This window comes from Gordonia desulfuricans NBRC 100010 (assembly GCF_001485495.1).
Taxonomy (GTDB): Bacteria; Actinomycetota; Actinomycetes; order Mycobacteriales; family Mycobacteriaceae; genus Gordonia; species Gordonia desulfuricans.
In genome coordinates, this window is record NZ_BCNF01000004.1 from 65123 (window position 1) to 77197 (window position 12075).

A 12075-nucleotide genomic window follows, 5' to 3' on the forward strand; every position below is an offset into this window, starting at 1 on the left:
GCCGCATAGGGTTGCCGCCGATGTCCAAGACACACACGGATTCTCCGAAGAACAACGGCAGGACGATCTGGGCGGCCGGCGGTGTGCTCTGGCGTCGGGACGGCGAGGCGGTGCGGATCGGATTGGTGCACCGCCCGCGCTACGACGACTGGACGCTGCCCAAGGGCAAGCAGGATCCGGGCGAGACCCTGATCGCCACGGCGGTACGCGAGCTCGCCGAGGAGACCGGTCACGCGGTACGGCTGGGCCGGCACCTGACCAAGGTGAGCTATGACCTCGCCAACGGCCGCAAGCATGTCCGGTACTGGTCGGCCGAGGCGGTGGGTGGCGAGTTCGAGCCCAATCACGAGGTGGACGTGCTCGAGTGGTTCGACATCGAGAGCGCGCAGGCACGGCTGAGCTATCGGCTCGATCGCAAGGTCCTGCACGAGTTCACCCGGTTGCCGCTCGACCTCACCCCGCTGCTGCTGGTCCGGCATGCGATGGCGGGCCGCCGTTCCCGGTACAAGGGCGACGACCGGACCCGCCCGCTCGACAAGACCGGCCGCCGTCAGGCACAGGCGCTGGTGCCGATCCTGTCGGCGTTCGGGGTGAGCGCGCTGAGCGCTGCCGACCGGGTGCGCTGCGTACAGACCCTCGAACCGGCTGCCGCCGCACTGGGAGTGGGGATCGGCTCCGAACCGACGCTGTCGGAGGAGGCCTATCGGGACGAGCCCGGGCCCGGCCGCGACCGCATCGTCGAGCTCGCCGGCACCGATGACGGTGTGGTGCGCGCGGTGTGCAGTCAGGGCAAGGTGATCCCGCCGCTGCTCGACTGGTGGTCCGAGCGCGACGGCGTCACCGTTCCCGCCGCACGCAATCGCAAGGGAAGCATCTGGGTGCTGTTCACCAGCGGTGGGCGCCTGCAGGCCGCCGACCACATCGAGAGCCCGCTGCCGCACGAGGCGGACTGATCCCGAGGTGGCCTCGCCCGGCGGGGCCACCTCGCGGCGTTGCAGCGCCCTCGCCCGCCGCACAGATGGTCCCGGGAGGTCCGGGCGTCCGGTTCATCGCGGTCCCGTCACAGATCCGTGCCCACAACGCAACTCACCCCTGACGAGGGAAGTTCGTCAGGGGTGGGTCGAGCTGGCCGACGGGCGTACCGTCGAGAGATCAGCGACGCGTGCGCTTGGCCGGAGCCTTCTTGGCAGCGGTCTTCTTTGCCGCGGTGGTCTTCTTGGCCGCCGTGGTGGTCTTCTTGGCCGGAGCCTTCTTGGCCGCCGTGGTGGTCCGCTTGGCCGCAGTGGTCTTGGCCGGGGCCTTCTTGGCTGCGGCGGTGGTCTTCTTGGCGGCGGTCTTCTTTGCCGCGGTGGTCTTCTTGGCCGCCATGGTGGTGGTGCCGCTGCCGCGCTTGACGGCCGGGCCGGCGGCGGTCAGCTTCTGCTTGCCCGCGACGACTGCCTTGAACTGGGCGCCCGGACGGAAGGCCGGCACCGAGGTGGCCTTGACCTTCACGGTCTCGCCGGTACGCGGGTTGCGCGCGACGCGCGGTGCGCGACGACGCTTCTCGAAGACACCGAAGCCGGTGATGGTCACGCTCTCCCCGCGGTTGACCGCGCGGACGATGGTGTCGACGACCAGCTCGACCGCGGCTGTGGCGGTCTTGCGATCTGCGTCGAGCTTCTTGGTCAGCTCATCGATGAGCTCTGCCTTGTTCATGGGGTTACCTCCGCAAGCTGTTCTGGCTGCATCTTGACATGGCCAGCTATCCCCACACGGTAAACGTCGAAGACGAAAACGTCCATCTTCCACGCCAATCGACGGGACGTGTTGCGAAAAACATGAGGCCGCAATCACGTTCCCGTCGATGCGGGCGGGCCCGGCAGAGGGGCGGGAGAGATCAGCCCGGAAGGGTCACCGGCTTGAACGACGGACGGTGGCCCTCGTACTCGGAAATGGCCTCTACCTGGCGCAATGTCAGTCCGATGTCGTCCAGACCCTCCATCAGACGCCACCGGGTGTAGTCGTCAATTGTCAACGGGACCACGAGGTCTCCCGCGGTCACGGTCCGGTCGGGAAGGCTCACAGTCAGTTCCAGACCCGGCTGCTCCTCGAGCCGCTTCCACAGCAGTTCGACGTCGGGCTGCTCGACCTGGGCGGCCACGAGTCCGGCCTTTCCGGCGTTGCCGCGGAAGATGTCGGCGAAGCGGGACGAGATGACGACCCGAAAACCGAAGTCCGACAGGGCCCACACCGCGTGCTCACGGGAAGACCCGGTCCCGAAGTCGGGTCCGGCGACGAGCACCGAGCCGCGGCTCCAGGGCTCGACGTTGAGGATGAAGTCGGGGTCGGTACGCCATCCGGCGAACAGCCCGTCCTCGAATCCGGTTCGGGTGACGCGCTTCAGGTAGACCGCGGGGATGATCTGGTCGGTGTCGACGTTGCTCCGGCGCAGCGGGACGCCGATCCCGGTGTGGGTGATGAACGGTTGCATCGTTGTGATCCTTACGAGATGAAAAGACTGATGGCGGTGGTGATCCGGGCCGGCGAGCCGTTCGCATACCTAACGGCCGACGACCCCGCCGATCTACAGATCCGCCGGCGACGACAGCGTGCCGCGGACCGCGGTGGCCGCGGCCACGGCGGGCGACACCAGGTGGGTCCGGCCGCCCTTGCCCTGCCGACCCTCGAAGTTTCGGTTGGAGGTCGACGCGCAACGCTCCCCCGGCGCGAGCTGATCGGGGTTCATGCCCAGGCACATCGAGCATCCGGCCTGACGCCACTCGGCACCTGCCGCGGTGAAGATCTCGCCCAGCCCCTCGTCCTCGGCCTGTGCGCGCACGCGCATCGACCCGGGCACCACCAGCATGCGTACGCCCTCGGCAACGGTGCGGTCCTTGAGGATCTCGGCCACCGCACGCAGATCCTCGATCCGGCCGTTGGTGCACGATCCGACGAAGACGGTGTCCACGGTGATGTCACGCAGCGGGGTGCCGGGTGTGAGGTCCATGTACTGCAGGGCCTTGGCCGCGGCGCTCGAGGCGTTCTCGTCGCCGAAGTCGGCCGGATCGGGTACGACCGCCGAGAGGGGCGCGCCCTGACCGGGATTGGTGCCCCAGGTCACGAACGGCGACAGCGATGCGGCGTCGATGTGCACCTCGGCGTCGAACTCGGCGTCGGGGTCGGTGCGCAGCGAATCCCAGTAGGCCACCGCGGCATCCCAATCCGCGCCCTGCGGAGCGTGCGGGCGGCCCTTCAGGAAGTCGTAGGTCACCTGGTCCGGCGCGATCATCCCGGCGCGGGCGCCGGCCTCGATCGACATGTTGCAGATGGTCATCCGCGCTTCCATCGACAGTTTCTCGATGGCCGGGCCGCGGTACTCCAGCACATAGCCCTGGCCGCCGCCGGTGCCGATCTTGGCGATCACGGCCAGGATCAGGTCCTTGCTCGTCACCCCGGCGGGCAGTTCGCCGTCGACGGTGATCGCCATGGTCCGGAAGGGACGCAGCGACAGGGTCTGGGTGGCGAGCACGTGCTCCACCTCAGAGGTTCCGATTCCCATTGCGAGCGCACCGAATGCGCCATGCGTCGACGTGTGGCTGTCACCACAGACGACGGTCATGCCGGGCTGGGTCAGTCCCAGCTGCGGTCCCACCACGTGCACGATGCCCTGCTCGGCGTCGCCCATCGGGTGCAGGCGGATGCCGAACTCCGCGCAGTTGTGGCGCAGGGTCTCGACCTGGGTCCGCGAGACCGGATCGGCGATCGCCTCGTTGATGTTGAGGGTCGGGACGTTGTGGTCCTCGGTCGCGATCGTGAGATCGGGACGGCGCACGGGGCGTCCGGCGAGACGCAGGCCCTCGAAGGCCTGGGGGCTGGTCACCTCGTGCACCAGGTGGAGATCGATGTAGATCAGGTCGGGGTCCTGACCACCGTTGGCACTACCGCTCACGACCACGTGGTCGTCCCAGACCTTCTCGGCCAGGGTCCGTGGCTTGGTGGGGCTGTTCGTCATGGCTGCACTCGCAAACTGTCTCGGTACACACTGTTTGGCGTCACATACCGGCGCCGGCGGTTCCGGGCTGAATCCGCGCCGATATGTGCATCTCACTATCTGGACGGTTAGTATCGCCCTATGGGAAAGGATAGCGCAACGGCACCCGCGAGCGGAATCGGTGTTCTCGACAAATCGATGACCGTTCTGCGAGCGATCGCCGACGCCCCGTGCAACCTCACCGAGTTGTGCGAGCGAACCGGCCTGCCACGCGCCACCGCACATCGTCTGGCCGTCGGGCTCGAGACGCACCGCCTACTGGCCCGCAACGCCGCCGGACGCTGGTACCCGGGCCCCGCACTCGGCGAACTCGCCTCGTCGGCACACGATCCCGTCCGCGAGGCGGCTTTGATGGTGCTGCCCCGACTCCGGGAGATCACCGGCGAATCGGTGCAGGTGTACCGGCGCGAGGGCTCCGAGCGTGTGTGCATCGCGGCGATGGAGCCGCCGACGGGGCTGCGCGACACCGTCCCGGTGGGCACCCGCTTCCCGATGACGGCCGGGTCGGCGGCCAAGGTGCTCGCCGCATGGGCCGAGCCGTCGATCCTGCGGGCCCTGGTCACCGACAGCGTCTTCAGTGACCGTGCCCTGCACGAGATCCAGCGCCGCGGTTGGGCTCAGAGCGCCGGCGAACGGGCCGCGGGTGTGGCAAGTGTCTCGGCTCCGGTACGGGACGCCGGTGGCGATGTGGTGGCTGCGATCTCGGTGTCGGGGCCGATCGACCGGATGGGCCGGCGCCCCGGCGCCCGCTGGGCCGCCGATCTGCTCGCCGCCGCCGAGGCCATCCAGAAGCGCCTGCAGCCGGGTACGCCGGGCTGACCGGGCCGGGCCGGTCGCGGCGGTTGCACCAGACAACCGTCACCGGCCGGCTGCGCGTGCACGAATACCTGGTCGCATCAGGGGCTTTGCGTTAGCGTCGTCACATGGGAGTCAATCAGCGCGGACAGATCACCATGTCCGACAACGAGATCGCCGAGTTCATCGCCCGTAGCCGCACCGCGACCCTGGCCACCACCGGCCCCGACGGCGCGATCCATCTGGTGGCCATGTGGTACGGCGTGATCGACGGTGAGATCTGGTTCGAGACCAAGGCCAAGTCCCAGAAGGCGGTGAATCTGCGCCGCAATGGCCGGTGTTCGGTACTGATCGAGGACGGCGACACCTACGACACCTTGCGCGGCGTCGCCATCGAGGGCACCGCGGAGATCCTCGACGACCCCGATTCGTGTCTGCAGATCGGCATCTCGGTCTGGGAGCGCTACACCGGTCCGTACACCGAGGAGTCACGGCCCTTCGTCGACCAGATGATGCACAAGCGCGTGGCGGTGCGGATGATCGGCGAACGCACCCGCTCCTGGGATCACCGCAAGCTCGGACTGCCCCCGATGCCGGTGTCCGGTTCCACCGCCGAGTTCCACTAGACCCGGATCGCGGTACCGTCCGTCGCCGTCGTCACCACCCATATCGACCGGCACCACCGCGATACCGGCCTTCGGACGGGCACGCGATGACGGCGGTGACGATCGGTGCCCACATCGGCCCCACGTCTTCGGGGCGTGCAGACCGATCCGGATACCGGCCTTCGGACGGGCGCGGGGGTGGCGGATGCCGTGCAACCGGACGGGCCATGTGCGATCGCTGTGACGAAGGTCTCGGCGGCCGGGCATCCTGGCCGGCGCTCGGTGGGCCCGCGCGGCCGCCGCCGGCATCGCCCGCGCGAATCGACCATCCGTGCGAGTCGACGACGATCACGATGGATGGACCCGACCGGTTCGACACACCCCGACAAAGACGAAGGTCCCCTTCCCGGTGAACCGGGAAGGGGACCTTCAGGTGTAGCCCCGACGGGATTCGAACCCGCGCTACCGCCTTGAGAGGGCGGCGTCCTAGGCCGCTAGACGACGGGGCCATGGACCTTGTGTGGTCTCGCTGGGGTACCAGGACTCGAACCTAGAATGGCTGAACCAGAATCAGCTGTGTTGCCAATTACACCATACCCCAAGGGTTTTTCCCTTTTTCCCTTCGGAAAAGGACCTCCGAAAGATTAGCAGAGACCTACCCCTAAACTACAAATCGCCTGGTGAGAGGCTATTTTGCAGCCAAATCCCGGCCTGAACGCAGGCGGGCCAGCGACTTCTCCCGGCCGAGCAGCTCCATCGACTCGAACAACGGCGGGCTCACCTGCGAACCGGTCACCGCGACACGCACTGGACCGAAGGCCTTGCGCGGTTTGAGGCCCAGATCGTCCACCAGGGCCCCGTTGAGCGCATCGTGCAGCGCGGTGGTGTCCCAGGCCTCGAGGGCGTCCACAGCGGCGATGGCGGCGTCGAGCACCGGCACCGCGTCGGCACCGAGGTTCTTCGAGGCGGACTTCTCGTCGATCGTGAAGTCGGCGTCGGAGACGTAGAGGAACGACATCAGCGCCCAGGCCTCACCGAGCACCTGGATACGCGTCTGGACGAGCTCGGCGATCGCGGTGAAGCTCGCGTCGTCGACCGGCTCCGCGAGGTGCCCGTGCCCGATCAGATACGCCTTCAGCCGGCCGGCGAAGTCGCCGAGATCGAGCATCCGGATGTGCTCGGCATTGATCGCGTCGGCCTTCTTCTGGTCGAAGCGCGCCGGGTTGGAGTTGACCTGATGGACGTCGAACGCCTCGATCATCTGCTCGAGGGTGAACACGTCGGAGTCGCCCGAGTAGCCCCAGCCGAGCAGCGCCAGGTAGTTGAGCAGCCCCTCGGGGAGGAAGCCGCGGTCGCGGTGGTGCAGCAGGTTGGACTGCGGGTCACGCTTGGAGAGCTTCTTGTTGCCCTCGCCCATCACGAACGGCAGATGACCGAACTCCGGGACGGCCTCGGCCACACCGATACGCATGAGCGCCTCGTACAGCGCGATCTGCCGCGGCGTCGACGACAGCAGGTCCTCACCACGGAGCACGTGGGTGATCTTCATCATCGCGTCGTCGACCGGATTGACCAGGGTGTAGAGCGGGTCGCCGTTCGCGCGGGTGAGGGCGAAGTCGGGAACGGTCCCGGCCTTGATCGTGGTGGTGCCGCGAACCAGGTCGTCCCAGGACAGATCCCGATTCGGCATCCGCAGTCGCACAACGGGTTTGCGACCCTCGGCGCGATAGGCCTCGCGCTGCTCGTCGGTCAGGTCGCGGTCGAAGTTGTCGTAGCCGAGCTTCGGGTCGCGGCCGGCGGCACGGTGACGTGCCTCCACCTCCTCGGGACTGGAGAAGGCCTCATATGCCTCGCCCGCGGCGAGCAGTCGGGCCACCACGTCGAGATGGATGTCGCGCCGCTCGGACTGCCGGTACGGCCCGTAGGGTCCGCCGACCTCGGGGCCCTCGTCCCAGTCCAGACCCAGCCAGCGCAGCGATTCGAGGATCGCGTCGTACGACTCCTGGCTGTCGCGGGCGGCGTCGGTGTCCTCGATCCGAAAGACGAAGGTGCCCTTGTCATGGCGCGCCTGCGCGAAGTTGAACAACGCCGTTCGCACCATGCCGACGTGCGGGGTCCCGGTCGGCGACGGACAGAATCGGACACGGACTGCATCGGAACTGGTCATGGCCCTCAGGGTATCGAACCCGGCGAGCGCTCAGTCCCAGTGTCGGTTACAGAAGTCGATGATCAATCCGTTGACCTCGGCCGGCTGCTCCAGATACCCGAAGTGTCCGGCGCGGGCGACCTCGGCATACTCCGCCGCCGGGATCGCGTCGGCCACCTCACGGGCCAGGAACACCGGAAGCGTACGGTCGTCGGCGAATCCGACGACCAGCGACGGCACCGTGATCGCCCGGTAGGCGTCGAGCCGCGAGGTCTCCCCGGTGTGCAGTTCGAGCTGGGCACGCACACCCGGCGTCACCGTCTGCGGCGAGAACCCGATGATGTCGAGCCAGTCCCGCGCGGAACGATCGTCGGCGAGCGTGTGCGGCGAGAGGTTCATGTGCGCGGTGATCGCGGCCTCGTACTCGCTGGGCAGAGTGATCTTCTGGTCGTAGAGCGCCCGCTCCCCGGCCGAGAACGCCTGCTGCAGTGGGGTGCTGCGACCATAGGTGGCCAACATCACCGCACCGCGCACCACATCGGGGCGCGCGAGCGCGAGTTCCTGGGTGATGCGCGCACCGAGCGAGGTACCGATGACGAACGCCGGCCCGTCGCCGAGGTGCTCGATCAGACCTGCGGTGTCGGCGACCATGTCGTCGAGGGTGAATCCGTCGGCACACTCCGACGACGGCGCGATCCCGCGGTTGTCGAAGAGCGCCACCCGGTAGCCGGCCTTACGCAGCGCGGGCAACTGGTTGGCCTTCCAGACCCGCCCCGGACTGCCGGTGCCCATCACCATCACGACGAGCGGACCGGAACCGGCCACCTCGTAGGAGATGTCGATCCCGTTGATCCGGGCCTTCTGCGGCGCGGGTGCGGTCACGGTTTGTCCACCACCGGGTTGGTGAGCGTGCCCAACCCGGAGACGGTGACCGAAACCCGTTGTCCGGCAACCATCGGCCCGATCCCCTCCGGGGTACCGGTGAGGATCACGTCACCGGGGAGCAGGGTCATCACGCGGGAGATCCACTCCACGATCTCGCCGATGTCGTGCAACATCAACGAGGTTCGGCTGCGCTGCTTGACGACACCGTCGAGTTCGGTGACGAGTTCCACATCCGAGGGGTCGAAGTCGGTCTCGATCCACGGCCCGAGCGGACAGAAGGTGTCATACCCCTTGGCGCGCGTCCACTGCACGTCGATCGCCTGCTGATCACGGGCGGTGACGTCGTTGGCGACGGTGTAGCCGAGGATGACGTCGGCGGCCTTGGCGGCCGAGATGTCCTTGCAGGGGCGGCCGATCACCACTGCGAGCTCACCCTCGAAGTCCACCCGCTCGGAGGACGGCGGTCGCACGATCGGCACCTCGGGACCGATGATCGAGGTGTTGGGCTTGATGAAGATCACCGGATCGGCCGGTGCCTCGCCACCCATCTCGGCCGCGTGCGCGGCGTAGTTCTTGCCGATGCAGATCACCTTGGAGGCGAGGATCGGGGCGAGGAGCCGGACATCGGCGAGCGGCCACGACCGACCGGTGAAGGTCGGTGTGCCGAAGGGGTGTTCGGCGATCTCCTTGGCGATGACCCCGTTCTCGGAGTCCTCCAGGGAGACAAAGGCGACACCGTCGGGACTGGCGATTCGACCAAGACGCATGGGTCGAAGCCTATCGCACGCGACGATGTCCACACTGCGAGACGTCGATTGGTCGCACCACGTGACACCGTTCTACAATGTGAACATTCTGTTTCATTATGTGAGACAGTCGCGATCGCCAGGAGGTGTCATGGAAGCCGTCGAATCCGTCGGAGCCACCCGCAGGTGGGTCATGCTCGTGTGCTCGCTGATCGCGGCCATGACCACGACCTGCGTGGTGAGCGGCTTCGCCTATCTCATCCCGGCGCTGCACTCCGACGGCATGTCCATCACCGATGCCTCGGTGCTGGCGACCATCCCGACCGTCGGACTGATGCTGGCGATCCTGGGTTGGGGTGTGCTGCTCGACCGTCACGGCGAGCGGCTGATCCTGATGATCTCGTTGACCATCACGTTTGTCGGTGCGCTGACGACCCTGGCCGCCGCGTGGGCACACGCACCGCACTGGGTACTGGCGGTCTGCCTGTTCGTCGGCGGACTCGGGTCGGGTGCGGCCAACGGCGCGAGTGGCCGGATCGTCGTCGGGTGGTTCCCACCCCGACAGCGCGGAACCGCGATGGGCGTGCGGCAGATGGCCCAGCCGTTGGGGATCGCGGTCTGCGCGTTGACGATGCCGGTGATCGCCGCACGGAACGGGATCGCCGCTGCATTGATCGTGCCCGCGGTGGTGACCGGGATCGGGTTGCTGGTGTGCATCGTCGGGATCGTCGATCCCCCGGCCCGGCCGGGCGGTGCCGCCGCCGGCGAGCCCCAGCCCAATCCGTACCGTCGCAGTTCGTTCCTGGCGCGTGTGCACGCGGTGAGCGTGTTGCTCGTCATCCCGCAGTCGATGCTGTGGACCTTTGTCCCCACGTGGCTGATCGTCGCCAAGCACTGGTCGCCGGCGTCGGCGGGGCTGATGGTCACCGTGACGCAGACCGTGGGTGCGCTGGGCCGGATCGCCGCCGGCCGGTGGTCGGATGCCTGGTTGTCGCGGATGCGACCGATCCGGGTGATCGCCTCGGTCGCGGCACTGGCGATGGCCGCATTGGCCCTCACCGATTGGCTCGACACCCCGGCGGCGGTGGCGATCATGATGGTGGCCTCCATCGTCAGCGTCGCCGACAACGGGCTGGCCTTCACCGCGATCGCCGAGTTCGCCGGACCGCGGTGGAGCGGACGCGGTCTCGCGGTGCAGAACACCGCACAGTATCTGGCGACGGCGGCGATCACTCCCGCCTTCGGTGCGGTGATCACCGCGGCCGGCTTCCCGATCGCGTTCCTGATCGGTGCTGCCGCACCGCTTGTCGCCATCCCCCTGGTGCCCGCCGACCCGGTACCCGAGCTGGAGCCGGTGGCCTGACCCGGTCACCGGTCGGCCGGGCGCCGATCAGCCGTCCGCACCCGGCCGGATGCCCGCGTTGATCAGTCCGGCCGCGATGTCGGCGTCGTCGACCACCACCACGTCGCGTCGACCGTCGGATCGCGTGAGCAGCAGTCCCGGGCCGGAGCGGAGCACGAAACCCTGTGCCCCGCGCAGGGGTCCACGCACCGAGAGCCGGAATCCGTAGCCGCCGAAGTCGGCCAGTGCGCGGACCGGCACCACCTCGGCCCGGACCACGTCGTCCATCGGAATCCGGCGGCGTGGCCGGCCGAGGATGCCCCGGACCTCGATCTGCCTGCGGTCGACCGTGACCCGCACCGACCACAGAGCGGCGGCCGAGAACAGCACCACGACGATCGGGACCAGCAGCCACCACGGCCCGATCGCCACCGCGATGATCAGCAGGACCAGTTCGACGACGCCGACGAGTGCGGCGGCCCAGGGCGACGTGGAGACGTTGCGGCGCCAGAAGAACTGTTCTCCGGCGGCGAGGTCACCGAGCGGTGCGACACCGACGGCGTCCGGTGCGGCAGCCGTCCATGTGGGGATCAGTGCCGCCGACGCCACCGCGACGAGCACTGCGACACCGAAGGTGATCACGATCGGCCACACCGGCGTCGACAGCGAATCGATGTCGGTGACTCCGCGCTGGTCCGCCGCCACCGACGGGGCGATCCCGGCGATGACCACGGCGAGAAAGTTCACCAGCGCCACCACGGTGCGCGTGATCCGCGTGTCGCGACCCCACCAGCAGGTGGCCCCGCCGATCACCGCACCGATCACCGCCGCGGCCACCGCCATCACCATGGCACCGGTGATACTGCTCGTGCCGTCGACACCGTGGGAGCCCCAGTGCGAGGCAATGGGATCGGGGAGGTCCGGCCGCCACGCGCTGAGCAACGACACGGCCACCGCACCGGCCGCGACCGGTGGGACGATCCCCAGCGGCAGCATCCGAAGACGTTGCGCCCGTGTCGGTCCCGATGAGCTATGCATGCCCGTCGCGGGGGTGGTCATGACATCCTCCTGGTGATCTCGGTGGTCAGTTCCGTTGCACTCACGCCGAATCGCCGCGCCACCTCGACCAGCGCGTCGACCGCGGCACCCCATTCCGCCCTGGATGGCGCCGATTCGGACACCACCGCACCGCGGCCACGCCGGAGTTCGACGAGCCCCTCGTCGCGCAGCATCTGATAGCCACGCAGCACGGTGTGCACGTTCACCTCGAGCGAGGCGGCAAGATCCCGGGCCGTCGGCAACCGCTCCCCCGGCACCACGTCTCCGGCGGCGATGGCCCGACGGACCGACGCCGCAATCTGTTCGAAGATCGGAGCACGATCGGCAGGATCGATTCGGATGAGCACAACCAGATCCTATAGTTCTATTTGAACTAGAACAAGTAGTGTCGGTCTGGTCAGTGGTGACAGACCTCCGGCCGCGCGGCCACGCCCCAACCGCCGGTTGAGCAGGACGTTCCCCAC

Annotated in this window: 12 protein-coding genes and 2 tRNA genes; 4 read left to right on the forward strand and 10 right to left on the reverse strand. The window is 68.1% G+C overall.

Annotation, left to right across the window (positions count from 1 at the left end; genetic code table 11):
• The first annotated feature begins 20 nt into the window (after positions 1 to 20).
• Positions 21 to 953: an NUDIX hydrolase gene (locus tag GD1_RS00715; RefSeq protein ID WP_053776624.1), complete on the forward strand. Its 933-nt coding sequence runs from the start codon at positions 21 to 23 to the stop codon at positions 951 to 953.
• Between the two features lie 199 nt (positions 954 to 1152).
• Here GD1_RS00715 and GD1_RS00720 read toward each other — a convergent pair whose 3' ends face one another.
• The 3 genes from GD1_RS00720 to leuC all read right to left on the reverse strand — a co-directional run bounded on the left by GD1_RS00720 (position 1153) and on the right by leuC (position 3994).
• Positions 1153 to 1698 (reverse strand): HU family DNA-binding protein, encoded by a 546-nt coding sequence (locus tag GD1_RS00720; protein WP_059035011.1) that lies wholly within the window; start codon positions 1696 to 1698, stop codon positions 1153 to 1155.
• Positions 1699 to 1879: 181 nt separating this feature from the next.
• Positions 1880 to 2473, reverse strand: coding sequence for a 3-isopropylmalate dehydratase small subunit (gene leuD / locus GD1_RS00725; protein ID WP_020790821.1), 594 nt, complete (start codon positions 2471 to 2473; stop codon positions 1880 to 1882).
• A gap of 93 nt (positions 2474 to 2566) precedes the next feature.
• On the reverse strand, positions 2567 to 3994 hold the full coding sequence (gene leuC / locus GD1_RS00730; RefSeq protein WP_059035013.1) for a 3-isopropylmalate dehydratase large subunit: 1428 nt from the start codon (positions 3992 to 3994) through the stop codon (positions 2567 to 2569).
• Between the two features lie 120 nt (positions 3995 to 4114).
• On the opposite strand from leuC, the gene GD1_RS00735 reads away from it, so the two are divergent.
• Both GD1_RS00735 and GD1_RS00740 read left to right on the forward strand, forming a co-directional pair.
• Positions 4115 to 4852 carry an IclR family transcriptional regulator gene (locus tag GD1_RS00735; protein ID WP_059035015.1) on the forward strand — a complete coding sequence of 246 codons (738 nt, stop codon included), beginning with the start codon at positions 4115 to 4117 and terminating at the stop codon, positions 4850 to 4852.
• 104 nt (positions 4853 to 4956) lie between these two features.
• The gene (locus tag GD1_RS00740; protein WP_020792651.1) at positions 4957 to 5454 is read left to right on the forward strand and encodes a PPOX class F420-dependent oxidoreductase; all 498 of its coding nucleotides are present in this window, start codon (positions 4957 to 4959) and stop codon (positions 5452 to 5454) included.
• Between the two features lie 415 nt (positions 5455 to 5869).
• Here GD1_RS00740 and GD1_RS00745 read toward each other — a convergent pair.
• The 5 genes from GD1_RS00745 to GD1_RS00765 all read right to left on the reverse strand — a co-directional run bounded on the left by GD1_RS00745 (position 5870) and on the right by GD1_RS00765 (position 9231).
• Positions 5870 to 5942: transfer RNA gene (locus GD1_RS00745), tRNA-Glu, on the reverse strand.
• 20 nt (positions 5943 to 5962) lie between these two features.
• Positions 5963 to 6034 (reverse strand) — tRNA-Gln (locus GD1_RS00750).
• A gap of 87 nt (positions 6035 to 6121) precedes the next feature.
• A complete protein-coding gene (gltX, locus tag GD1_RS00755) occupies positions 6122 to 7600 on the reverse strand; it encodes a glutamate--tRNA ligase (RefSeq protein ID WP_020791045.1) in 1479 nt (492 codons plus the stop codon).
• 30 nt (positions 7601 to 7630) lie between these two features.
• A complete protein-coding gene (locus GD1_RS00760; RefSeq protein WP_059035017.1) occupies positions 7631 to 8461 on the reverse strand; it encodes an alpha/beta fold hydrolase in 831 nt (276 codons plus the stop codon).
• The gene (locus tag GD1_RS00765) at positions 8458 to 9231 is read right to left on the reverse strand and encodes a fumarylacetoacetate hydrolase family protein (protein ID WP_059035019.1); all 774 of its coding nucleotides are present in this window, start codon (positions 9229 to 9231) and stop codon (positions 8458 to 8460) included. Before GD1_RS00765 ends, GD1_RS00760 begins: the two co-directional genes overlap by 4 nt.
• 130 nt (positions 9232 to 9361) lie before the next feature.
• Between GD1_RS00765 and GD1_RS00770 the strand changes: the two genes are divergently transcribed.
• The gene (locus GD1_RS00770; RefSeq protein WP_059035021.1) at positions 9362 to 10573 is read left to right on the forward strand and encodes an MFS transporter; all 1212 of its coding nucleotides are present in this window, start codon (positions 9362 to 9364) and stop codon (positions 10571 to 10573) included.
• A 27-nt stretch (positions 10574 to 10600) separates the two neighbouring features.
• Here the strand turns inward: GD1_RS00770 and GD1_RS00775 are convergent, their stop codons facing one another.
• Together GD1_RS00775 and GD1_RS00780 are read right to left on the reverse strand one after the other, a co-directional pair.
• Positions 10601 to 11611 carry a hypothetical protein gene (locus GD1_RS00775; RefSeq protein ID WP_059035023.1) on the reverse strand — a complete coding sequence of 337 codons (1011 nt, stop codon included), beginning with the start codon at positions 11609 to 11611 and terminating at the stop codon, positions 10601 to 10603.
• Positions 11608 to 11958, reverse strand: a complete 351-nt coding sequence (locus GD1_RS00780; RefSeq protein WP_059035025.1) for a GntR family transcriptional regulator — start codon at positions 11956 to 11958, stop codon at positions 11608 to 11610. Before GD1_RS00780 ends, GD1_RS00775 begins: the two co-directional genes overlap by 4 nt.
• Positions 11959 to 12075: the final 117 nt, after the last annotated feature.

Coding starts and splice junctions, on each gene's coding strand:
- leuC (WP_059035013.1), bottom strand. CDS start 3,994: ATGACGAACAGCCCCACCAAGCCACGGACCCTGGCCGAGAAGGTCTGG.
- GD1_RS00740 (WP_020792651.1), top strand. CDS start 4,957: ATGGGAGTCAATCAGCGCGGACAGATCACCATGTCCGACAACGAGATC.
- GD1_RS00775 (WP_059035023.1), bottom strand. CDS start 11,611: ATGACCACCCCCGCGACGGGCATGCATAGCTCATCGGGACCGACACGG.
- GD1_RS00720 (WP_059035011.1), bottom strand. CDS start 1,698: ATGAACAAGGCAGAGCTCATCGATGAGCTGACCAAGAAGCTCGACGCA.
- GD1_RS00770 (WP_059035021.1), top strand. CDS start 9,362: ATGGAAGCCGTCGAATCCGTCGGAGCCACCCGCAGGTGGGTCATGCTC.
- GD1_RS00735 (WP_059035015.1), top strand. CDS start 4,115: ATGGGAAAGGATAGCGCAACGGCACCCGCGAGCGGAATCGGTGTTCTC.
- leuD (WP_020790821.1), bottom strand. CDS start 2,473: ATGCAACCGTTCATCACCCACACCGGGATCGGCGTCCCGCTGCGCCGG.
- GD1_RS00765 (WP_059035019.1), bottom strand. CDS start 9,231: ATGCGTCTTGGTCGAATCGCCAGTCCCGACGGTGTCGCCTTTGTCTCC.
- gltX (WP_020791045.1), bottom strand. CDS start 7,600: ATGACCAGTTCCGATGCAGTCCGTGTCCGATTCTGTCCGTCGCCGACC.
- GD1_RS00715 (WP_053776624.1), top strand. CDS start 21: ATGTCCAAGACACACACGGATTCTCCGAAGAACAACGGCAGGACGATC.